Raw genomic sequence first — 22,338 nt, forward strand, 5'->3', positions numbered from 1 at the left:
TCCTAATTCTTCTTTATCTGCGACTTCCTAAAATTACTGAAATAATCAACAACACCATTACAATAACTGCAATTACCGGTAGTAAAAAAGCAACTACATGTGCTACAACCACAATAATAATAATCGCTAATAAAATCATAATTAACTTTCCATACCAACTATTCAGCTTTAATTTTCCAAAACGCACGTCCCATCCATTGTTGTCTGAATAATTGGCATGAAATCCCTTTTCATTGCCCCTGTTTTCCTGACTATAACTCTCCGAATCGTATTCCTCACTTCTTGCCGAGCCAAACTGTTCTGTCGTATCAATCAAAGTCTTCGCTATCAATCGGGGATTTCCCAACTGTGCAATAACTTCTTGCTCACTTTTCCCTTTTCGAGACTCCTCTATAATATAATTCTCATAATATCTGATATGCTCATCCACAGCTCTTTGACTTACCTCACCCTGCAAGGCAATTCTTAACTCATGCAAAAAATCCTGTCTTGTCATATTATGCTCCTATTAACTCCTATACAATACTATACTCCTAGCTTTCCAATTAATAATTATTTTATCACACAATAAATTATTTTTCATCCCTTTTCCCTAATAATTTTACACTAATAATTTACAAAGAAAAATAAGGTTGAAAATCTCAACCTTATTTTTCTCAAACTCTTTCTTCTAATCTTAATTTACCGGAAAACTTCCCAGATAATGACCATCTGTTGTATCCATGCTATAATACCACACACCATCCGTAATAAGTCCACGAGCTACCATTCCATTCCAGTGATAAAATACAATTCTTCCCCATGGGTCATAAGAAAATCCGTTTGATTTCAATGTTCCGTCCCAATTGGCAAATCCATAATCCACACCATTGGCAAATCGGAACCAGCCATTCTGCTCCATTGCTCCGTTCCCATTCAGATAATATACTTTATCTCCCACAAAAGTAATCTGGTCTTTATAGAGATATCCTTGGGAATCAAAATAGCAGGTATAACCTACGCTTGGACAATACTGGAAATCAGTAAATACTTCATGTCCTTTGCTATCCAGATAAATAATATGTTCTCCATCCGGATGATAGGTCAGTCTATCCCGCATTGCCGTTCCATCTGCCTGAAAATAATAAGTATACCTTCCATCAAATACAAATTGGTTTACAATACTATTTCCATCTGCATAATAACCATGTATTGTGCCATCCATATCCGTTTTATAGGTCTCTCCATTATAATCACATCCTGTAACTGCCATATTTGTGCCCTGTATCCTTGCCACCTGGCCGGATGAAGTTCTGGCATTCTCATCTACATATCCTTTGTTCTTACAATTTTCTACAAAAATATATGCATTGTTAATCCCTGCTTCGCTTGCAGCATTCCACAAAAATCCTCCAATACCACCCAAATCATTATATCCGGCTCCTTTTGAAGATCCCACATACAGACTTCCCACATTGTTGCTGTCCTTTACATAAATGGTACCACTATTTTCGCTTCCCATCTCTGCCCATCCAAAAATTCCACCTACATCTGATCCATCTATTTCCCCACTTGCTTGCACAATTATAGTTCCTGTATTCCAACAATTTTCTATAATAATATTTCCATTATATGGAATCAGCTCACCACCAAATGCTCCACCTCCGCTCACTGATATTGTTCCTACGACTCCTCCTATTCTCCCAGTTCCGGATATTGTTCCTACATTTGTACAGTTTGTAATCTTAGAATCCGTATTATTTCCTTTTGTCCATGCATCTCCAAGAATTCCTCCTATTACCCCATGATTAGCTGTAATCTGAATTGTACCTGAATTCTTACAATTCATAATCTGATACTCACTACTGTTTACACCAAAGTCTGATTCACATCCTATAATTCCACCTGCAAAACAACTAACGTTTTCCTCACAATAAACGGTAAGGTTTCCTATGTTCTCACAATCTGAAACCAAAGTTCCACCACTTATCGCCGTAATTCCTCCTACCTCACGCATACTACCTGACAGATTCCCCTCATTTTTACACCCTGTAATGATTCCTCCATTTTGAGCTACAATTCCTCCCACTCTTACCGAAGTTCCGCTAATACTAATATCTACACTACTTACACAGTTTTCAATCCTTCCCGAATTATGTTTACAGATTCCGCCTACATCTTGAAAAGAACTACTATTTACGTTTAATGTCCCGTCAACGGTAAGGTTTTTGATTACTGCAGCACCTCTAACAAAGCCAAACATTGTTTTTTCTCCCTGCAATCCATAAATGGTATGTCCATTTCCATCAAAGGTTCCATTCAAATTCTTTCCTGCAATTTCCCCAACATAGGAACTGATATCAATATCATTCAATAGTACATAATTTCCATCTAATTCCCCACTTTGAGCACACATCAGAAAATCCTCTGCAGTTGAAATCGTAGTTGTTCCCACTGCATATGTCTGGGACTCCATCACCAGATTATCCGTTTCTTTTGCGAATACAACCTGATTTCCAACTGAAGTAAGTACTACTCCCATACAAGTTCCTGCTGCTAATATTCTCCTTATTCTTTTGTTCATATCCATGCTCCTTCCACTTTAGTTAACCGGAAAACTTCCAAGATAATGACCATCTGTTGTATCCATACTATAATACCACACACCATCTGTGATAAGTCCGCGGGCTACCATTCCATTCCAATGATAGAATACGATTCTTCCCCATGGGTCATAGGAGAATCCACTTGTATTTAAAGTGCCATCCCAGTTTGCAAATCCATAGTCCATACCGTTAGCAAACTGAAACCATCCACTATTTTCCATAGCACCGTTGGCATTCAGATAATATACTTTATCTCCTACAAACGTAATCTGATCTTTATAGAGATATCCTTGGGAGTCAAAATAGCAGGTATATCCTACACTTGGACAATACTGGAATGCATTAAATACTTCGTGTCCATTACTATCTAAGTAGATAATATGCTCTCCATCCGGATGATAGGTTAATCTGTCCTTCATAGGGCTTCCATCTGCCTGTAGATAGTAGGTATAACTTCCGTCAAATGCAAACTGGTTAATTACCATATTTCCATTTTCATCATAAAGACGCAATTCCCCATCAGCTCCTGTAAACCATCCTGAAGCATGTCCAATAGAAACAAACGAAATTCCATTCTCATTCGCATAAGCTTCTGTTGTAGAACCGGTTAATCCGTATATGGTCAATGCAGAAGCACCTTCAAAAATGCTATATCCAAACTCTGTATTAGAAGAGTTCACGGTTGCTTTTCTCAGAGCACTACATCCATAAAATGCTCGTGCTCCTATTGTCTGCATATTTTTCGGTATCACTACCTGCTGTAATGCACTACACCCATAAAAACTCTCATATCCTATACTTGTTAACTTCGTTGGAAATGTTATACTTGTCATAGATGTACATTTATAGAATGCATCTTTTCCTATGCTTGTTACATTAGATGGAATCACAATACTCTTCAGTGATGTACACTCGCGAAATGCATTTTCACCTATACTGGTTACTGTCTCCGGTATTGTAATACTGGTAATATAATTTGCTCCCTGAAACATCTGGTTTGGTATTGTACTCAGTTTTCCACTTATGGTCACTGTCTTTAGACTACTACAATCTTTAAAGATGTCCCATCCTATATCATTCAATATACTGCTTTTTATTTCTACATTATTAAGATTGCTACATCCATAAAATGCTCATGCTCCTATTGTCTGCACATTTTCCGGTATCACTACTTGTTGCAATGTACTACACCCATAAAAACTCTCATATCCTATACTTGTTAACTTCGTTGGAAATGTTATACTTGTCATAGATGTACATTTATAGAATGCATCTTTTCCTATGCTTGTTACATTAGATGGAATCACAATACTCTTCAGTGATGTACACTCGCGAAATGCATTTTCACCTATACTGGTTACTGTCTCCGGTATTGTAATACTGGTAATATAATTTGCTCCCTGAAACATCTGGTTTGGTATTGTACTCAGTTTTCCGCTTATGGTCACTGTCTTTAGACTACTACAATCTTTAAAGATGTCCCATCCTGTATCATTCAATATACTGCTTTTTATTTCTACATTATTAAGATTGCTACATCCATAAAATGCTCGTGCTCCTATTGTCTGCACATTTTCCGGTATCACTACTTGTTGCAATGTACTACACCTATAAAAACTCTCATATCCTATACTTTTTAGCCCTGTTGGGAATGTTACGCTTGTCAAAGAAGTACAATTACAGAATGCATCTCTTCCTATAGTTAATAAATCATTTCCTTCAAAACTAAGACTCGTAATGTTTGTTCCTCTAAATGCTCCATCTGCAATTTCCGTTGCCTTACTCGGAATCACCACTGTTGTTGATGTTCCTGTATAACCAGTAATAATTGTACCATTCCATGTAAAATCACTTTCTGCTGAAGCTGCCAAAGTTGTCTCAACTATTTCTAAGTCACTTATTTCTACCGGATTCTCTGCTTGACTCTCGCTTGCATGCACGGGTAGCTGCATAATTCCTATTCCAAACCCAATACCTAACATCAACATTCCTTTTTTTACTCTCATAAACTTCTCTCCTTTTGTAAGTAATAGTTTTTAATATCAAATACCTTTAAATATCTTGTTACACTCTATAGACGAACTATCAACTCGTAAGGTTTTAAAAATTTTATAAAAATTTATTTTTTTCTATTCCTTACTAATAACCTTATTATAATTATAACGCCATTTTTTTTCTTTTACAATTATCTTTTCTAACCTAACACAAAAACCCCGAAAGCTTACGCTTTCGAGGTCTTCTATGACGTGCGTGAGAAGATTCGAACTCCCGACACCTTGGTCCGTAGCCAAGTGCTCTATCCAGCTGAGCTACACACACATATATTGTATTCCGCTAAAAACTTCATTCATACGGAACGTTTTATATCATACTATATGTTTTTATCTTTGTCAATACTTTTTCATTTTTTTCTAGATTTTCTTTAATAAAAAAATTTATCAATGATAAAATTTCCCGTCTTCTTCCATTGACTTTTCTAGGAATTATGATATATTAAACGTAGTTATACGACTGACGGAAGTGGAATTGACCACAGGAAGTATAACCTTGACTATTAGCCGACCGTCTGGGCAGAAAAGCTACCTGGAATGGGCGGCTTTTCATTTATACTATATTAATTTATGTTTCATTAATATAAGGAGGATTTTTTATGATTCAAAAAGACGCATGGAATGGATTCAAAGGTAGAATCTGGAAAGAAGAAGTAAATACTCGTGATTTCATCCAGAACAATTACACTCCATACGATGGAGACGAATCCTTTTTAGAGGAACCGACTGAGGCAACTAACAAGCTTTGGGGCAAACTACAGGAATTACAAAAAGAAGAACGTGCTAAAGGTGGTGTTCTTGATATGGATACCCATATCGTATCTTCTTTAACATCACATAAACCAGGTTATATCAGCGAAGAATTAAAAGACTTAGAGCAGGTGGTAGGTCTTCAGACTGACAAACCATTAAAAAGAGCTTTCATGCCTTATGGTGGTATCAAGATGGCGGAACAGTCTTGTGAAACCTATGGATACACACCTGATCCTGAACTCCACAAGATTTTTACCGAATACCACAGAACACACAATCAGGCAGTTTTTGATGCCTATACACCAGAAATGAAAAAAGCACGTCATGCGAAGATTATTACCGGACTTCCAGATACTTATGGACGTGGACGTATTGTAGGCGATTATCGTCGTGTTGCTTTATATGGTATTGATTTCTTAGTTGAGCAGAAAGAACACGACCTCGCTTATTGTGGACACGGTGAAATGACTGATGATGTTATCCGCCTTCGTGAAGAAATTGCCATTCAGATTCAATCTTTAAAAGATATGAAAAAAATGGCTGAAAGCTATGGATATGACATTTCTCAGCCTGCAAAAAATGCAAAAGAAGCTGTTCAATGGCTCTACTTCGGTTATCTTGCAGCTATTAAAACACAAAACGGTGCTGCCATGAGTGTTGGACGTATTTCAACATTCTTGGATATTTACATTCAGAGAGATTTAGATAACGGCACTTTAACCGAAAAAGAAGCTCAGGAATTAGTTGATCACATGGTTATGAAATTCCGTATGGTAAAATTTGCACGTATTCCTTCTTATAATGAATTATTCTCCGGTGACCCGGTATGGGCAACTCTGGACATTGCCGGTTTAGGACAGGACGGACGTTCTATGGTTACTAAGACATGTTTCCGTTTCTTGCATACATTAGAAAATATGGGCCCATCCCCTGAACCAAACCTGACCGTATTATATTCCTCCAGATTACCGGAAAACTTCAAGAAATATGCTGCACATATTTCTATTGAAACAAGTTCCATCCAATATGAAAACGATGATGTAATGCGTCCAGTATGGGGCGACGACTATGCTGTTTGCTGTTGTGTATCTGCAACTCAGACTGGTAAAGAAATGCAGTTTTTCGGAGCTCGTGCAAACCTTGCAAAGTGTCTTCTCTACGCAATCAACGGTGGTGTAGATGAGCGTTACAAAACTCAGGTAGGACCTGCATACGCTCCAATCACTTCCGAATATCTTGATTACGATGAAGTAATGGAAAAATATGATGCCATGATGGACTGGTTAGCAGGACTTTATGTTAATACCTTGAATTTAATTCAATATATGCATGACAAATACTACTATGAAGCTGCAGAAATGGCATTAATCGATACTGATGTAAGACGTACTTTCGCAACCGGTATTGCAGGTTTCTCTCATGTAGTAGATTCCCTGTCTGCTATCAAATACGCAAAAGTAAAAACAATCCGTGACGAAAACGGACTTGCAATTGATTATGAAATCGAAGGAGACTTCCCGCGTTACGGAAATGATGATGACCGTGCAGATGACATTGCAGTATGGCTGTTAAAAACTTTCATGAAAAAATTAGAGAAGTTCCACACTTATCGTGACTCTGAACCTACTACTTCTATTCTTACCATTACTTCTAATGTTGTTTATGGTAAGGCAACCGGAGCACTTCCAGACGGAAGACCTGCAGGCGAACCATTATCCCCAGGTGCAAACCCAAGCTATGGTGCAGAAAAGAACGGTCTTCTTGCTTCTCTAAACTCTGTAACTAAGCTTCCTTATGAATATGCGTTAGATGGAATTTCCAATACGCAGACCATTCATCCGGATGCAATTGGCCATAATCCAGAAGAACGTATTACAAACCTTGTAAACGTTCTAGACGGATACTTTGACCAGGGAGCTCATCACCTGAATGTAAACGTATTCGGAATTGACAAATTAAAGGATGCTATGGAACATCCTGAGAAACCGGAGTATGCAAACTTTACTATTCGTGTTTCCGGTTATGCTGTAAAATTCATTGACTTGACACGTGAACAGCAGTTAGACGTAATTGCACGTTCCTGCCACGAAAGGATGTAGTCATGACAAAAGGGATAATTCATTCCACGGAAAGCTTCGGCTCCGTGGATGGTCCCGGTGTCCGATTCATTGTGTTTTTGCAGGGCTGTCACATGCGTTGTCAGTTCTGCCACAATCCGGATACTTGGGAATCCATTTCTGCTTCTTCCTTCGAAGCAACACCGGAAGATATCCTTGCTCAAGCTATGCGTTACCGTAGTTATTGGAAAAATAATGGTGGAATTACTGTCAGTGGTGGAGAACCTTTATTGCAGATTGACTTTTTAACTGAATTCTTCCGCCTTGCCAAAAAAGAAGGAATTCATACTACACTAGATACCTCTGGTAATCCTTTTACCAGAAAACAACCTTTCTTCGATAAATTTGAAAAACTAATGGAATACACGGATTTGATCTTGCTAGATATTAAACATATTGATGCGGCAGAACATAAAAAACTGACCGGATGTGAAAATGAAAATATTTTGGACCTTGCCCGTTATCTCTCGGAAATAGGAAAACCCGTCTGGATTCGACATGTACTTGTTCCAGGACGAAATGATTCAGATGAATATTTAACTAGGCTGGATGAATTTCTTAAAGGCCTCAGCAATATAAAACGTGTAGAAATTCTACCCTACCACACCTTTGGCGTTCCAAAATGGAAAATGCTCGGCATTCCATATTCATTGTCTGCCGTAGCTCCCCCCTCCAAAGAACTGGTAGTTCATGCCAATGAATTATTACACACTACAGAATACACAGGTTATTTACAATAGCAAAGAAGGAGTTGTTCGCTAAGTTCAACTCCTTCTTTTCATATTAATATCTCTTTTATTTATCATAACGTATAATAATATAATCACCTAATGCATGACTCACATCCGTACAAATTGCCCATCTTCCATCTGTAAGACGAACAGAGTAAGCAAAGACCATATCTTCTGTACGGGTCATTTTACCATCTTTCTCCTGACTGATATGTCACCTGGAAAGTTTCTTCCACTTTTCGTTGGCTGCCGCTAAATCTCCTTCTTCAACATCCCCTGTATAAACATCAATGCTACTCTTAAATTGTTCATTATACCAATCTCTAGTTTCTCTAGAGTTTCTTTCCTGTTAACATACGTGTACTTACATTTTTTAGAACAAAGAGTGCTTTGCACTCTTTGCGCGCTGATGCGTGCAAGCGTTAGCTTGCAATTTTCATCTGCGCATCAGTCGCATCCTTAGCGGAGCGTTTTTTACTTTATAGGAAAATTGCGTTGCAATCCCTATAAAGTAAAAAAAGTGCTAGAAACCCATGATTTCAAAGGATTTCCAGCACTTAATGTTAATGCCGCAGACCGGAATCGAACAAATAGCAATTTCTAAAACGCTGAAAGAAAGGGGATTTGAGAACTTCATCTATGTAAAGTGTTCAAAAAAGTGTTCAAACATTTATATTCATTTTCAAAAGAATTATATACTTACCAAAAGAGCCTGTCAATCCCTTTACCGTAGGCACTCGCAGAGTGGGGATTTACTGGCGGTAGTAAATTTTATCAATCCCCCATCATGGGAAAAGGGATGTTCCAAATGCACTTTATTGGAATATCCCTTGATTACTATTTTACTTAAAAATTAAAAACCATTAAAAACTCTACTCATGTTTCAGCTTGAAGTATGAAATATATCAGTGTATAATTAGGAAGAAATAGGAAGAATATACCAATTAAGTTATAAAAAGGACTTGTGTCCATATCTAAAATACTAGGAGGAAATGACATGAAAAGAAAAATTTTAGCAACCTTATTAGCGACTGTATTACTTTTTCAGGGAACTGCTACTTCAGTACATGCAGAGGGAAGTGGTCGAACAGTTCCACATTACAATATTACAGAAGTAGGAGGAAACTGGGATGGCATCCACTACACACTCCCAGACGGAACACTTGTAACAGATGCATTTTTCTTCGATGGAACATATACCTATTACTTACAGGCAGATGGAACTCCAATGAGAAACAAACTTACTTATCATCCCGATGGAGAACATATCATTTATCTGGATGCCTATGGACATGAAGTATTTGGTGCATTTCAATATTGCCAAAGTGTAGGATATACTTGTTATTTTGATTCACAGGGGTATCTCTATAAAGACCAGATTACATTTGTAGGAGATAAGGTGTATTATCTGAATGCAAACGGAGCAATGGAACAAAGTGGTTGGTTTCAGTTTGCCAATGGACGAGACTATGGATATGCAAATGGAGACGGAACGCTAAATGCAGGAAAATTTTTCTTTGACCCATGGGGACGAATTATTTTCTGTCATTGGAATGGAATGGTTGCGAGGGGACTTATCACAGATGGGATTACTTACTATAGCATGGATATGACAGACGGACATTTATTAGGTACATTTCCAGTAAAATCAGCAGTTGAAATGCCTATTCATAATCATAATTTTGTGGGAATAACTCAAAGAATATGGCATGCGCCAGAAATGTATCAGTCTGATATGGGACATTATGAGACAATTGTCGATGAACCAGCGTGGGATGAGGAAGTTACTGATTTTGATCAAATCTGCTTGACCTGTTATTATAGAGATGGCAGTATTATTAGATTACATGGTCAAGCAGAAGTTGATCAACACTGCATATATCATTATAATACATTTGGTAATGGTTGCCAATACGGTGATAAGGAATTCCCTACTGGTGAATATATCCACCACGACGCAGTAACCCACCAAGAATGGGTATCCAACATCGTAACAGTGACCGTAAAGGAGGCATGGGACGAAGTAGTAACAATCGGCTACCAGTGTTCTGAATGTGGTGCAACAAAATAAAACATAAGCATTTTACGAAAAGTAAGAAAACAAAACCTCTATTTTATCCATGATGATAGAATAGAGGTTATTTTATATTAATAAGGTAAATATTTTCTTTTTGGTTCTAAATTTAAATTTTCTAATAATTTCCTTTCTCCGTATACAATTTCAAAACACCACACACTAATTTTCAGATACATAAAAATTTTAAAATACAATTCACTACAATTTATTTTTCCCCTAAAACATTAAAACACACTGAAATTATTCCAGAAGATATTCTTCTATTTCTTTAACATACAAATCACGTCTTGAAAACACATCCTATTCTATTTATCTAGTATACTCAAAAATCTTCCCAGAGATTACTTAACAGTTGTAATAAATAGTTCTTCCATTCAAAACTCTTTTTTTCTGGATATAATAAACAACTTTTCTTTCCCAGAGCCTTTTTCAATTTTCCCAGAGATATGTTCAAAATCAAAACTCATCTTGGGATTCTTCCTTAGAAAGTAGCAGCACAAATTGCTGACTATTTTTTTAGGAGGAACATGGATGAGAAAATTTGAGTATCCATACAAGAAAATTATGAATGAAGGAAAAGAGCGATATCTGGTAAAACTCCCAGATGGTTCCTCTTGGATTGAAGTGTCCCCTGACGTGTTTCATACGCTTTGCACTTCTAGCTGGAAGGATGATAAAAAGACCCAGCGTTATCACAAAAAGATTGTCCCTTTCGAATACGATTCATCTGATAACTCTCACATTGTACAATCCGAAAACAGGTTCCTTGCATTACAGTGTAAGAGCGCAGAAGATACTTTCATTGAAAATGAACTGCGTCAGGAATTTTGGAGAATTTTGCGTGAAAACTGCACGGATTCAGAACTCCAAATGATACATGCCCTTTTTTTTGAGAATGTTACAGAGCAGGCGTATGCCGACCGTTTAGACATTCCCCGTTCTACGTTACATAGTCAAAAAATCTCTCTTTTTAAAAGATTGAAAAAAATTTTTAAAAATTTTTAAAAAATGTCGTCAATTTCACTTCTTTCCGTCCTTATTAAGTGAGGGGGAGAAATTCAACTTCCCCATTTTAATAGGAAAGGAGGAATAGCGAATGATAGTAACTGGAGAAGCGCTATATACCTCGCGCACTAGCGGAACATCCAAAAGAACAGGAAAACCCTATTTTTCCATCAAATTTTTGGATGAAAATGCGGAAGAATTTTTCCAATGTTTCGTTGAACAGGAACTCTTCGACGCATTTGATGGCATCGAGAAAAAAACGCCAGTTCTTCTGACGTTAAATTACGTTCCCGGCTCCAAATTTTTTTCTCTGGAATCGCTGGAAATCTTAGAAAAGTAGAGGGGCAAACGCCCCTCTGAGAGGAGAAAATCATGAAAATATTTGGTTTTACTGCTACTATGACAATATTACTTCTTATTGCGATTGCATGTATTATGTTCTGCAAAAATTGTTCTGCAAAAGATGCTACACGCATTTTACGGAAATTTTTCAAAGACGTTGCAAGTGCAATATGCACCGCTTCACAACCCAATCAATTTTATCCTACATGTGTAGGATTTGATGGAAACAGAGTTCTGCCACAGTTAGTAGACGATGCCTTTACAACTGTAAGAGAAAACTTCGCAGTATGTTATTGTGACGCAAATAACTTTCACGTTGATAGCAATGTGATGCAATATCGTTTTAGCATCCAGCGAAAACCTGATTCGATGGATGATGAAACCTTACTTCCCCTGATTCAAAAACAGTGTGAAGAAGTTCTGGCTAAAACTATGCGACTTTATGACTGTTACCTTCCCCCAGAACCATTGACTGTAGTGGAACTCTTTCCAAATTTTCTGTGTGTCGCTTTTGCACGCAACGAAGAGGGAATTAAGGAAATCGACAAATACAAATGCAAAATACGTCGCAGAAAAATACTGGAAAAGCAAACCGCACATACTCAAATGTCAGAAAACTGGCATGACACCGAGCACTTATGATTTGGGGATATTTGAAAGAACCTTTTTCAAAGTATGGACTAGCAATTCCAATCAAACTTGGAATTGCTAGCTATCCTCATGCCCTAATTACAGGTGCAAGCGGTTCTGGTAAAACACAGGCACTACTTTTTTTATTAGGAAAATTACTACAAAATATTCCTGATATTGTAGTGTACTTATGCGATTTTAAAAATTCAGAAGATTTTTCTTTTCTAAAAGGCTATACGCATTATTATACTGGAAAAGACTGCTATCAGGGCATCATGGAATACTATCAGTGTTTTTCTGATACTCGTGAAAATGGTTCCATCAAAAATCGTTCTATTCTAATATGTGACGAATACCCTGCATTTGTAAATTACTTGCAGATGCAGGACAAACAAAATAAAACGAAATATGCAACAATTGTCTTAAACAGTGTGGCGGAAATTCTAATGCTTGGAAGAGGTATCAATTTCGGCATCTGGATAGTAACCCAGAGGGCAGACAGCACCTTATTTTCTAATGGTGCTAGAGATAATTTTATGGTAATCGTCGGACTAGGAAACTTAAGTAAGGAACAAAAAGGCATGGTCTTTTCAGGTCAGGAAATACCTGACACAAGATTTTCCGCTGGTGAGGGAATGTTGCTTGCAGATAGTAAAGAAATCATGGAAGTAAAATATCCCATGATTGCCAATGTCAACGACTGGAAAAGTCATATATTACGAATATTACAAAAACAATCTGGCGGATAATACGTCAAAAATACCTGTAGTACCGACTGCCGAAGGCAGTCAGGTACGAAGGGCGGAGGGCTGTCAGTATTACCAGCCCTCCTCTGTAACTGTGAATCCATTCTATTCTACTAGTAATTTCAATGATTTCAAGCATTATCTTTTTCACAAACACTACTGTGAATTCGAAAGGAGCTGTGAAAATTATGGGTAACTTTTCACCCACTACAAAAGCCAGAGCATGGATTGCTGTTGTTCATATTGGAAATATGGAATCCATTGGTTTAAGTCTGGAGGAATACAGGAATCCAGAATATCTCGCACAAGTGCTGTCTGCCCTCTGGAATGAGAGCGGAAAAGGTCGTTCCTGTGCTGTTGCTGTCTGCGAAAGTGCTGACGGTTGTTACCATGCACACATGGCTTTATATGGTAATTCTACAACATTAAAAAATGTGTCAGACATACTATATCAGAGCCACATAGAACCACAATTAGGCGGTAAAAAGGAACTGACCAGTTATATTCTTAAGCAAGGAAAACATGCAGAAAAAGGGGAAAAAATCCTTTATGTAAAGGACATTGAAGCAATACAGGATGTAAGGGGAAAAAGAAGTGACCTCGAAGTAATTGAAGAAATGCTAATAAAGGGGTTTACTCCCCAGCAGATACTTGAAAGTAATTTCATGTTCTATAAGTACGAAACAAAGATACTTCATGCATACATAGACCAGAAACTCAAGGATGCTCCTGTAAAACGTGATATATACTGCGAATACCATGTCGGTGAAAGCGGAACTGGAAAGACTTACTTTTATGAACAACTTTGTAAGGAACATGGTGTCGACAATATCTATGTTATTACCGATTATGACAATAATGCTTCTGCTGGTCTGGATGACTATATGAAAGTTGGTGCTCCTCCTATTTTATTCATGGATGAATTCAAAGGCTTTGGAATCAGTTATGGAAAATTACTTGTTATGCTGAATGGCTATACAAGGATGCAGACCCATAGCCGATATTCCAATACATATAATCTATGGGAAACAGTATATATTACGTCTGTTTACCCCCCTGAGGTTATATATCAAATCATGGTTCCCGAAAGTCTGCGTGACATAGATTCTTATACGCAGTTGATACGCCGAATCTCAAAGATTGTGTATCACTACAAGGAAAATGATGAATACAAGACCTATACTATCGACAGTAAGGACTATATTGACTATGAGGATTTAAAAACCCGAGCACATAAAGATAGCACTCAAGATAATTTTTACAAATTATCAGAAACAGAACAGTTAGTTCTTCCTTTTAAGCAAGAAAAGAATTAGTTGGCAACATTTACCACTATTGATTAGGAAACAAATAATATCAGAAAGGAGATAGCACAGTACATATGGCGGACAATTTCGTTTTAGCACGATTGACCCTGTTGGCTGACTGTGCTAAAATCCCCTTAGATGAAGTTCTCAATGAAGATAAATCTATGAAAGAAATAACAAAAGACTTAGAAAACATCATCTTAGAGAACCACAAATATGATATTTATTACTCTGACAGTGAGAAAAGTTGGCGAACCTATTTACCAGATGATACAAAACCTCATCACCGCCGCCCTCTCAAACGCAAGAGCAAAGAGAACCTTGAAAAAGAAATTATTCAATTTTATATTGAAAATCAACAAGATAATGACCGTAGAAATATCACCTTGGAAAAAATTTATGAAGAATGGCTGATTTATAGACGTGATTATACTGCCGCCAAACCAAAGACCATTTATGAGAATACAATGGAATGGAAGAAATTTTTCAAAGATACTGATTTAGCAAAAATGCCTTTGAAAGATATTCAACCGATAACCCTTATCAAATTTTTTCGTAAGGTCACAAAAGACAGAACCGTAACTTATAAACGTTTAAGTAATGCCCGTTCTGTACTGAATGGAATCATGTCATATGCTATTGAAGAAGAGATTATCACTCACAATCCTGTATCGGATGTTGATTTTAGACAGTTTGTATACAAGCCTGTTGAAAATCAAACTGATAACGTATTTACACAGGAAGAGACAGAAACACTCTTAAAATACCTTGCAGGAATCCATGAGCCTTATTCATTGGCTATACAGTTATCATTCTACCTGTTTATCCGTGTTGGAGAAACAAAGGCTATCCGTTGGGAAGATATAGACTATACAAACAGAAAAGTTTATCTTCATGAACAGGTATTGACTGAACGTATCCTAAATGATGATTTAACCTTTTCACCCAGAACAGTAACTATTTCTAGCCAGATGAAAGGAAATACTTCACACGGATACCGTGAACAGTATCTTACGGATGAAGCAATCTGCATTTTGGAAAAAGCGAGGAAACTCAATCCAAATGGAAGATATGTATTTGAACCAAACGGTTCACTTATGACAACCGACAGTTTCAATCGCAGATTAAGGAAATACTGTACTGAATGTGGAATACCTTATCATTCCAGTCATAAAATCAGATTTTACAATGCAAGTACAGCATATGACGGTGAAAATCTTGTTACCATATCAAAACTCATGGGACACAGTAGAGTTGAAACCACTTTACACTATCTTAGAAATGTCGATAAATCCGAAGATAATATGCAGGCTTTCCAGAACTTAGGATTGAAAATAATAAAAGTGTTCAAAGGTGTTCAAACCTTTAAGAATAAAAAAATAGCGGAAACACTGATAAACTCAATGTTTCCGTTTAAAAAAGTTAATGCCGCAGACCGGAATCGAACCGGTACGATGTCACCACCACAGGATTTTAAGTCCTGCGCGTCTGCCAGTTCCGCCACTGCGGCACAAATGGGACCTACAGGGCTCGAACCTGTGACCCTCTGCTTGTAAGGCAGATGCTCTCCCAGCTGAGCTAAGATCCCATTCACAATTACACTATGTAATTGAACGACCCAGAAGGGACTCGAACCCTCGACCTCCGCCGTGACAGGGCGGCGCTCTAACCAACTGAGCCACTAGGCCATATCTGATATAGTTAATATAATGGACCTTCGGGGACTCGAACCCAGGACCGACCGGTTATGAGCCGGTTGCTCTAACCAACTGAGCTAAAGGTCCAAGTTGATTGAATCAACATAAGCCGATGATCGGACTCGAACCGATAACCTGCTGATTACAAATCAGCTGCTCTGCCAATTGAGCCACATCGGCACGTATATATTAACTACAAATGACTCCTACGGGAATCGAACCCGTGTTACCGCCGTGAAAGGGCGATGTCTTAACCGCTTGACCAAGGAGCCTTATTATGAGCACTTAGCGACCGTATTCTGGTCGATTACGTGCGATACATGTCGGCGCCCTTAGTGAGGTTCTTTCGAACTTAGTAGCCGACGTTTCCCATTATTAGATAATAAAAAAACTCCCCGAGTAGGACTCGAACCTACGACAGCGCGGTTAACAGCCGCGTGCTCTACCGACTGAGCTATCGAGGAATAATAGTTATATACCTTAAAAAGTTCACACAGAAATCTTCATCCGTTCTTGGTCAAGCCCTCGACCGATTAGTAACAGTCAGCTACATGCATTACTGCACTTCCACCTCTGCCCTATCTACCTTGTACTCTTCAAGGGGTCTTACTTCCTAAGAATGGGATATCTCATCTTGAGGGGGGCTTCACGCTTAGATGCCTTCAGCGTTTATCCCTTCCGGACTTGGCTACTCTGCCATGGCATTGGTATGCCAACAGATACACCAGTGGTCCGTCCATCCCGGTCCTCTCGTACTAAGGACAGCTCCTCTCAAATATCCTACGCCCGCGCCGGATAGGGACCGAACTGTCTCACGACGTTCTGAACCCAGCTCGCGTACCGCTTTAATGGGCGAACAGCCCAACCCTTGGGACCTGCTACAGCCCCAGGATGCGATGAGCCGACATCGAGGTGCCAAACCACTCCGTCGATGTGAACTCTTGGGAGTGATAAGCCTGTTATCCCCAGGGTAGCTTTTATCCGTTGAGCGATGGCAATCCCACTTTATACCACCGGATCACTAAGTCCTAGTTTCCTACCTGCTCCACCCGTCGGTGTCGCAGTCAAGCTCCCTTCTGCCTTTGCACTCTACAAATGGTTTCCGACCATTCTGAGGGAACCTTTGAGCGCCTCCGATACCCTTTCGGAGGCGACCGCCCCAGTCAAACTCCCCGCCTGGCATTGTCCCACCGCCGGATCACGGCGGCTGGTTAGAAATCCAATACTGCAAGGGTGGTATCCCAACAGTGGCTCCATTGAAACTGGCGTTCCAACTTCTAAGCCTCCCACCTATCCTGTACATGCAGTACCGAATCCCAGTACCAAACTGGAGTAAAGCTCCATGGGGTCTTTCCGTCCTGGCGCGGGTAACCAGCATCTTCACTGGTACTTCAATTTCACCGGGTGCATTGTCGAGACAGTGCTCAAATCATTACGCCTTTCGTGCGGGTCGGAACTTACCCGACAAGGAATTTCGCTACCTTAGGACCGTTATAGTTACGGCCGCCGTTTACTGGGGCTTAAATTCAAAGCTTCGCTTGCGCTAACCTCTCCTCTTAACCTTCCAGCACCGGGCAGGCGTCAGCCCATATACCTCACCTTTCGGTTTTGCATAGACCTGTGTTTTTGCTAAACAGTTGCTTGAGCCTATTCTCTGCGGCCCATCAAAGATGGGCACCCCTTCTCCCGAAGTTACGGGGTCATTTTGCCGAGTTCCTTAACAATGCTTCTCCCGTCGGCCTTAGGATTCTCTCCTCATCCACCTGTGTCGGTTTACGGTACGGGTACAGTATAAACAATAGCGGCTTTTCTTGGTACATGGCTCACATGCTTCGCTACTTTAGTTCGCTCCACATCACGTCTTCGGATTGCTAAGCGGATTTGCCAACTTAACTCCTACCTCGCTTGTACCGGTCTTTCCATTCCCGGCTCATGCTTTCCACATACGTCCCCACAGTTCTGTTATACTGCAGTACAGGAATATCAACCTGTTGTCCATCGACTACGTCTTTCGACCTCGCCTTAGGTCCCGACTTCCCCAGAGCAGATCAGCTTTACTCTGGAAACCTTGGATATTCGGCCGGAAGGATTCTCACCTTCCTCTCGCTACTCATTCCGGCATTCTCTCTTCCTGACACTCCACAGCTCCTTTCGGTACTGCTTCGTCGCGTCAGCAATGCTCCTCTACCGATGTATAAATACATCCCACGGCTTCGGTGTCATGTTTTAGCCCCGGACATTTTCGGCGCAGGACCTCTCGACTAGTGAGCTGTTACGCACTCTTTGAATGAATGGCTGCTTCTGAGCCAACATCCTAGTTGTCTTCGAAATCCCACATCCTTTTCCACTTAACATGCACTTTGGGACCTTAGCCGGTGGTCTGGGCTCTTTCCCTTTTGACTATCCAACTTATCTCGTATAGTCTGACTCCCATGAATCATCTGACTGGCATTCGGAGTTTGATATTCTTCGGTAAGCTTTGACGCCCCCTAGGAAATTCAGTGCTCTACCTCCAGCAGACTCTCATGAGGCTAGCCCTAAAGCTATTTCGAGGAGAACCAGCTATCTCCGGGTTCGATTGGAATTTCTCCCCTACCCACACCTCATCGCCACCCTTTTCAACGGATGTGCGTTCGGTCCTCCATTGCCTTTTACGGCAACTTCAACCTGGACATGGGTAGATCACCCGGTTTCGGGTCTACTCCATCTGACTTAATCGCCCTATTAAGACTTGGTTTCCCTTCGGCTCCAGACCTTCAGTCCTTAACCTTGCCAGATGACGTAACTCGCCGGACCGTTCTACAAAAAGTACGCGGTTCACCACATAAGGATGTTCCACAGCTTGTAAACACAGGGTTTCAGGTTCTCTTTCACTCCCCTCCCGGGGTTCTTTTCACCTTTCCTTCACAGTACTATGCGCTATCGGTCACTAAGGAGTATTTAGCCTTACGGGGTGGTCCCCGCTCATTCCATCAAGGTTTCTCGTGTCTCGATGTACTCTGGATACCGCCATGTCAACTTATTTTTCGCTTACGGGGCTTTCACCCTCTCTGGCTGGCTTTCCCAAAACCATTCTGCTAAACTCGTTGAATCAATTATGCGGTCCGAACCCCGGAATGCACGCATTCCGGTTTGGGCTCTTTCGCGTTCGCTCGCCGCTACTTACGAAATCGATGTTTCTTTCTCTTCCTCCGGCTACTTAGATGTTTCAGTTCACCGGGTTCCCTTCCATACGTTATGGATTGGCGTATGGATGACTGGAGTCTCTCCAGCCGGGTTTCCCCATTCAGATATCTCCGGGTCATAGGATATTTGCTCCTCTCCGAAGCTTTTCGCAGCTTATCACGTCTTTCATCGGCTCTTAGTGCCAAGGCATCCACCCTGCGCTCTTATTTGCTTGACCTCTTTTACGCGCTGACATAGCGTTGTCATCGCGGGTCCGCATCTTTCGATGCTCGTATCTTTGATACTTGTTATTCTCGGATGTTTGATGTCTTGAATCTTATCATCAATCTTTCTATGTGAACTTTTCAAGGTACATTTCTGTTAGAAGTCTTTCCCGGAATCGCCAGGCACCTCTAACGAATGGAGACGGAGAGATTCGAACTCTTGACCCCCTGCTTGCAAGGCAGGTGCTCTCCCAACTGAGCTACGCCCCCATTGGGTTGAAATATTCAATTTCATTCCCATTGAAGAAAATTATCTTCAAGAGAAATGGGCTTAAGTGGACTCGAACCACCGACCTCACGCTTATCAGGCGTGCGCTCTAACCGGCTGAGCTATAAGCCCATTTTCAATCTGGCAGCCACCTACTCTCCCATGCCGTCTCCAGCATAGTACCATCGGCCGCTTAGGTCTTAACCATCGTGTTCGGGATGGGAACGGGTGTGTCCCCTAAGCGCATCACCACCAGAAATTCCTGTCATTAAGTTTTTATAAGGAAGTTCGATTCACTAAATTCGACCTTCGCCTTAGGCTCGTTCTCATTAAGTTCCTTCGAACTAAGTTCGCACTAACTTCATCCTTCGCTTCTGCTCGGATTCACCAAGTGCTCTACTTAATAACTCAACAGTGAAACAACTTCTACTCGATTTTCCTTAGAAAGGAGGTGATCCAGCCGCACCTTCCGATACGGCTACCTTGTTACGACTTCACCCCAGTTATCGAACCTGCCTTCGGCAGCTCCCTCCTTGCGGTTGGGTCACTGACTTCGGGCATTTCCAACTCCCATGGTGTGACGGGCGGTGTGTACAAGACCCGGGAACGTATTCACCGCGACATTCTGATTCGCGATTACTAGCGATTCCAGCTTCATGTAGTCGAGTTGCAGACTACAATCCGAACTGAGACGTTATTTTTGGGATTTGCTCCACCTCACGGCTTCGCTTCCCTTTGTTTACGCCATTGTAGCACGTGTGTAGCCCAAGTCATAAGGGGCATGATGATTTGACGTCATCCCCACCTTCCTCCAGGTTATCCCTGGCAGTCTCTCTAGAGTGCCCGGCCGAACCGCTGGCTACTAAAGATAAGGGTTGCGCTCGTTGCGGGACTTAACCCAACATCTCACGACACGAGCTGACGACAACCATGCACCACCTGTCACCAATGCTCCGAAGAGATAGTACATTACATACTAGGTCATTGGGATGTCAAGACTTGGTAAGGTTCTTCGCGTTGCTTCGAATTAAACCACATGCTCCACCGCTTGTGCGGGTCCCCGTCAATTCCTTTGAGTTTCATTCTTGCGAACGTACTCCCCAGGTGGAATACTTACTGCGTTTGCTGCGGCACCGAAGAGCTTTGCTCCCCGACACCTAGTATTCATCGTTTACGGCGTGGACTACCAGGGTATCTAATCCTGTTTGCTCCCCACGCTTTCGAGCCTCAGCGTCAGTAATCGTCCAGCAAGCCGCCTTCGCCACTGGTGTTCCTCCTAATATCTACGCATTTCACCGCTACACTAGGAATTCCGCTTGCCTCTCCGACACTCCAGCCGAACAGTTTCCAATGCAGTCCCAAGGTTGAGCCCTGGGTTTTCACATCAGACTTGCCCTGCCGCCTACGCTCCCTTTACACCCAGTAAATCCGGATAACGCTTGCTCCATACGTATTACCGCGGCTGCTGGCACGTATTTAGCCGGAGCTTCTTAGTCAGGTACCGTCATTTTCTTCCCTGCTGATAGAGCTTTACATACCGAAATACTTCTTCGCTCACGCGGCGTCGCTGCATCAGGCTTTCGCCCATTGTGCAATATTCCCCACTGCTGCCTCCCGTAGGAGTTTGGGCCGTGTCTCAGTCCCAATGTGGCCGGTCACCCTCTCAGGTCGGCTACTGATCGTCGCCTTGGTGGGCCGTTACCTCACCAACTAGCTAATCAGACGCGGGTCCATCTCACACCACCGGAGTTTTTCACACTGCTTCATGCGAAGCTGTGCGCTTATGCGGTATTAGCAGCCGTTTCCAGCTGTTGTCCCCCTGTGTGAGGCAGGTTACCCACGCGTTACTCACCCGTCCGCCACTCAGTCACAGAACAATCAATTCCGAAGAAAATCAAGTTAAGCGCTTCGTTCGACTTGCATGTGTTAAGCACGCCGCCAGCGTTCATCCTGAGCCAGGATCAAACTCTCTAAAAAAGTTTTTTTCCTAACCAGAATTGTTTCTGGCTTTTACTGTTTTAAGGTCGCATCTTTTGGATGCTGTCCTACAAAAAATTCTGTCAGTCTTTGCTGACTCTTTCGCCTTCTAAAAGGCGAAAACTCTTAGAATCTTTCAAGGTTGTTTCACTGTTCAGTTATCAATGTTGTTTGTTTTGCTGTCTCAAGCGACAACTTCTATATCTTATCACAGTTATTCGCTTTTGTCAATAACTTTTTTATTTTTTGTCGAACTTAGTCGTTTCAAACTTCTTTCGCTCGACCAGCTTGATTATTCTATCATTTTTTCTTTTCTTTGTCAACACTTTTTTTATATCTTTTTTAAATCATTAAGTGCCGATAGAATATCAAAAAAACGGAGAAGGAGGGATTTGAACCCTCGCGCCGCTATTAACGACCTGCACCCTTTCCAGGGGTGTCCCTTCGGCCAGCTTGGGTACTTCTCCATAATTGGCTGAATACTTATTTCACATTCTATTTGCGCTCGGGAAATGATTCCTTTTAAACGGAGAAGGTGGGATTCGAACCCACGGTCCCTTTCGGAATCACTGGTTTTCAAGACCAGCTCCTTAAACCACTCGGACACCTCTCCAGATTGTCCCGCTCTCAACAGCGCAGATATGATTCTATCAAAATAATCTC

General features: G+C 40.8%; 12 protein-coding genes, 12 tRNA genes, 3 rRNA genes, 2 pseudogenes and 1 riboswitch. Of the genes and pseudogenes, 9 read left to right on the forward strand and 20 right to left on the reverse strand.

Translation table 11 applies throughout. The features are described from left to right. Nucleotides 1-13 precede the first annotated feature (13 nt). The 5 genes and pseudogenes from BIV20_RS12650 to BIV20_RS12670 all read right to left on the reverse strand — a co-directional run bounded on the left by BIV20_RS12650 (nucleotide 14) and on the right by BIV20_RS12670 (nucleotide 4,904). Nucleotides 14-496: a DUF1700 domain-containing protein gene (locus BIV20_RS12650; protein ID WP_075721046.1), complete on the reverse strand. Its 483-nt coding sequence runs from the start codon at nucleotides 494-496 to the stop codon at nucleotides 14-16. 180 nt (nucleotides 497-676) lie between these two features. Continuing rightward, a complete protein-coding gene (locus BIV20_RS12655; protein WP_075721047.1) occupies nucleotides 677-2,563 on the reverse strand; it encodes a hypothetical protein in 1,887 nt (628 codons plus the stop codon). Between the two features lie 18 nt (nucleotides 2,564-2,581). Continuing rightward, nucleotides 2,582-3,706 (reverse strand): annotated as a pseudogene (locus tag BIV20_RS12660) (leucine-rich repeat protein); the annotation flags it as partial. Between the two features lie 12 nt (nucleotides 3,707-3,718). Further along, nucleotides 3,719-4,591, reverse strand: a complete 873-nt coding sequence (locus tag BIV20_RS12665; protein WP_330554303.1) for a leucine-rich repeat domain-containing protein — start codon at nucleotides 4,589-4,591, stop codon at nucleotides 3,719-3,721. 239 nt (nucleotides 4,592-4,830) lie between these two features. Then, a tRNA-Arg gene (locus BIV20_RS12670) sits at nucleotides 4,831-4,904 on the reverse strand. A 178-nt stretch (nucleotides 4,905-5,082) separates the two neighbouring features. Next, nucleotides 5,083-5,164, forward strand: a riboswitch (ZMP/ZTP riboswitch). 71 nt (nucleotides 5,165-5,235) lie between these two features. Between BIV20_RS12670 and pflB the strand changes: the two genes are divergently transcribed. Next, entirely contained in the window at nucleotides 5,236-7,488 is a 2,253-nt protein-coding gene (gene pflB / locus BIV20_RS12675; RefSeq protein ID WP_075721049.1) for a formate C-acetyltransferase, read from the forward strand. A 2-nt stretch (nucleotides 7,489-7,490) separates the two neighbouring features. Then, nucleotides 7,491-8,246 carry a pyruvate formate-lyase-activating protein gene (gene pflA, locus BIV20_RS12680; protein WP_075721050.1) on the forward strand — a complete coding sequence of 252 codons (756 nt, stop codon included), beginning with the start codon at nucleotides 7,491-7,493 and terminating at the stop codon, nucleotides 8,244-8,246. Nucleotides 8,247-8,301: 55 nt separating this feature from the next. On the opposite strand, the gene BIV20_RS12685 is transcribed toward pflA, so the two are convergent. Further along, the gene (locus BIV20_RS12685) at nucleotides 8,302-8,424 is read right to left on the reverse strand and encodes a hypothetical protein (RefSeq protein WP_278335677.1); all 123 of its coding nucleotides are present in this window, start codon (nucleotides 8,422-8,424) and stop codon (nucleotides 8,302-8,304) included. A gap of 810 nt (nucleotides 8,425-9,234) precedes the next feature. Between BIV20_RS12685 and BIV20_RS12690 the strand changes: the two genes are divergently transcribed. The 7 genes and pseudogenes from BIV20_RS12690 to BIV20_RS16710 all read left to right on the forward strand — a co-directional run. Then, nucleotides 9,235-10,308, forward strand: a complete 1,074-nt coding sequence (locus BIV20_RS12690) for a hypothetical protein (RefSeq protein WP_330554304.1) — start codon at nucleotides 9,235-9,237, stop codon at nucleotides 10,306-10,308. Nucleotides 10,309-10,845: 537 nt separating this feature from the next. Beyond that, nucleotides 10,846-11,319, forward strand: coding sequence for a hypothetical protein (locus BIV20_RS12695; protein ID WP_075721084.1), 474 nt, complete (start codon nucleotides 10,846-10,848; stop codon nucleotides 11,317-11,319). A 91-nt stretch (nucleotides 11,320-11,410) separates the two neighbouring features. Beyond that, a complete protein-coding gene (locus BIV20_RS12700; RefSeq protein WP_075721085.1) occupies nucleotides 11,411-11,659 on the forward strand; it encodes a hypothetical protein in 249 nt (82 codons plus the stop codon). Nucleotides 11,660-11,691: 32 nt separating this feature from the next. Continuing rightward, nucleotides 11,692-12,303, forward strand: coding sequence for a hypothetical protein (locus BIV20_RS12705; RefSeq protein ID WP_075721086.1), 612 nt, complete (start codon nucleotides 11,692-11,694; stop codon nucleotides 12,301-12,303). Continuing rightward, nucleotides 12,300-13,040 (forward strand): hypothetical protein, encoded by a 741-nt coding sequence (locus BIV20_RS12710; RefSeq protein ID WP_075721087.1) that lies wholly within the window; start codon nucleotides 12,300-12,302, stop codon nucleotides 13,038-13,040. The genes BIV20_RS12705 and BIV20_RS12710 overlap by 4 nt, the downstream gene beginning before the upstream one ends. Nucleotides 13,041-13,225: 185 nt before the next feature. Continuing rightward, on the forward strand, nucleotides 13,226-14,353 hold the full coding sequence (locus BIV20_RS12715) for a hypothetical protein (RefSeq protein WP_330554305.1): 1,128 nt from the start codon (nucleotides 13,226-13,228) through the stop codon (nucleotides 14,351-14,353). Nucleotides 14,354-14,970: 617 nt separating this feature from the next. Next, nucleotides 14,971-15,618, forward strand: a pseudogene (locus BIV20_RS16710) (tyrosine-type recombinase/integrase); the annotation flags it as partial. A 152-nt stretch (nucleotides 15,619-15,770) separates the two neighbouring features. On the opposite strand, the gene BIV20_RS12720 reads toward BIV20_RS16710, so the two are convergent. From BIV20_RS12720 to BIV20_RS12785, 14 genes are all read right to left on the reverse strand, one after another. Beyond that, a tRNA-Leu gene (locus BIV20_RS12720) sits at nucleotides 15,771-15,854 on the reverse strand. A 5-nt stretch (nucleotides 15,855-15,859) separates the two neighbouring features. Further along, nucleotides 15,860-15,932 (reverse strand) — tRNA-Val (locus tag BIV20_RS12725). A 26-nt stretch (nucleotides 15,933-15,958) separates the two neighbouring features. Then, a tRNA-Asp gene (locus BIV20_RS12730) sits at nucleotides 15,959-16,032 on the reverse strand. A 22-nt stretch (nucleotides 16,033-16,054) separates the two neighbouring features. Then, nucleotides 16,055-16,128: transfer RNA gene (locus tag BIV20_RS12735), tRNA-Ile, on the reverse strand. A 20-nt stretch (nucleotides 16,129-16,148) separates the two neighbouring features. Continuing rightward, nucleotides 16,149-16,221, reverse strand: a tRNA-Thr gene (locus BIV20_RS12740). A 20-nt stretch (nucleotides 16,222-16,241) separates the two neighbouring features. Continuing rightward, nucleotides 16,242-16,313 (reverse strand) — tRNA-Glu (locus BIV20_RS12745). Between the two features lie 119 nt (nucleotides 16,314-16,432). Then, a tRNA-Asn gene (locus BIV20_RS12750) sits at nucleotides 16,433-16,505 on the reverse strand. A 49-nt stretch (nucleotides 16,506-16,554) separates the two neighbouring features. Continuing rightward, a 23S ribosomal RNA gene (locus BIV20_RS12755) occupies nucleotides 16,555-19,444 on the reverse strand. A 183-nt stretch (nucleotides 19,445-19,627) separates the two neighbouring features. Further along, nucleotides 19,628-19,700 (reverse strand) — tRNA-Ala (locus tag BIV20_RS12760). A 56-nt stretch (nucleotides 19,701-19,756) separates the two neighbouring features. Continuing rightward, nucleotides 19,757-19,830, reverse strand: a tRNA-Ile gene (locus tag BIV20_RS12765). A 7-nt stretch (nucleotides 19,831-19,837) separates the two neighbouring features. Continuing rightward, nucleotides 19,838-19,955 (reverse strand): 5S ribosomal RNA (gene rrf, locus BIV20_RS12770). Nucleotides 19,956-20,142: 187 nt separating this feature from the next. Continuing rightward, nucleotides 20,143-21,675 (reverse strand): 16S ribosomal RNA (locus tag BIV20_RS12775). Together the 16S, 23S and 5S rRNA genes with 11 tRNA genes alongside form the textbook arrangement of a ribosomal RNA operon. A gap of 377 nt (nucleotides 21,676-22,052) precedes the next feature. Beyond that, nucleotides 22,053-22,142, reverse strand: a tRNA-Ser gene (locus BIV20_RS12780). Nucleotides 22,143-22,202: 60 nt separating this feature from the next. Further along, nucleotides 22,203-22,288, reverse strand: a tRNA-Ser gene (locus tag BIV20_RS12785). Nucleotides 22,289-22,338 lie beyond the last annotated feature (50 nt).

The organism is Roseburia sp. 499 (assembly GCF_001940225.2).
Classification (GTDB): Bacteria; Bacillota; Clostridia; order Lachnospirales; family Lachnospiraceae; genus Petralouisia.

Coding starts and splice junctions, on each gene's coding strand:
- BIV20_RS12650 (WP_075721046.1), bottom strand. CDS start 496: ATGACAAGACAGGATTTTTTGCATGAGTTAAGAATTGCCTTGCAGGGT.
- BIV20_RS12655 (WP_075721047.1), bottom strand. CDS start 2,563: ATGAACAAAAGAATAAGGAGAATATTAGCAGCAGGAACTTGTATGGGA.
- BIV20_RS12665 (WP_330554303.1), bottom strand. CDS start 4,591: ATGAGAGTAAAAAAAGGAATGTTGATGTTAGGTATTGGGTTTGGAATA.
- pflB (WP_075721049.1), top strand. CDS start 5,236: ATGATTCAAAAAGACGCATGGAATGGATTCAAAGGTAGAATCTGGAAA.
- pflA (WP_075721050.1), top strand. CDS start 7,491: ATGACAAAAGGGATAATTCATTCCACGGAAAGCTTCGGCTCCGTGGAT.
- BIV20_RS12685 (WP_278335677.1), bottom strand. CDS start 8,424: ATGACCCGTACAGAAGATATGGTCTTTGCTTACTCTGTTCGTCTTACA.
- BIV20_RS12690 (WP_330554304.1), top strand. CDS start 9,235: ATGAAAAGAAAAATTTTAGCAACCTTATTAGCGACTGTATTACTTTTT.
- BIV20_RS12695 (WP_075721084.1), top strand. CDS start 10,846: ATGAGAAAATTTGAGTATCCATACAAGAAAATTATGAATGAAGGAAAA.
- BIV20_RS12700 (WP_075721085.1), top strand. CDS start 11,411: ATGATAGTAACTGGAGAAGCGCTATATACCTCGCGCACTAGCGGAACA.
- BIV20_RS12705 (WP_075721086.1), top strand. CDS start 11,692: ATGAAAATATTTGGTTTTACTGCTACTATGACAATATTACTTCTTATT.
- BIV20_RS12710 (WP_075721087.1), top strand. CDS start 12,300: ATGATTTGGGGATATTTGAAAGAACCTTTTTCAAAGTATGGACTAGCA.
- BIV20_RS12715 (WP_330554305.1), top strand. CDS start 13,226: ATGGGTAACTTTTCACCCACTACAAAAGCCAGAGCATGGATTGCTGTT.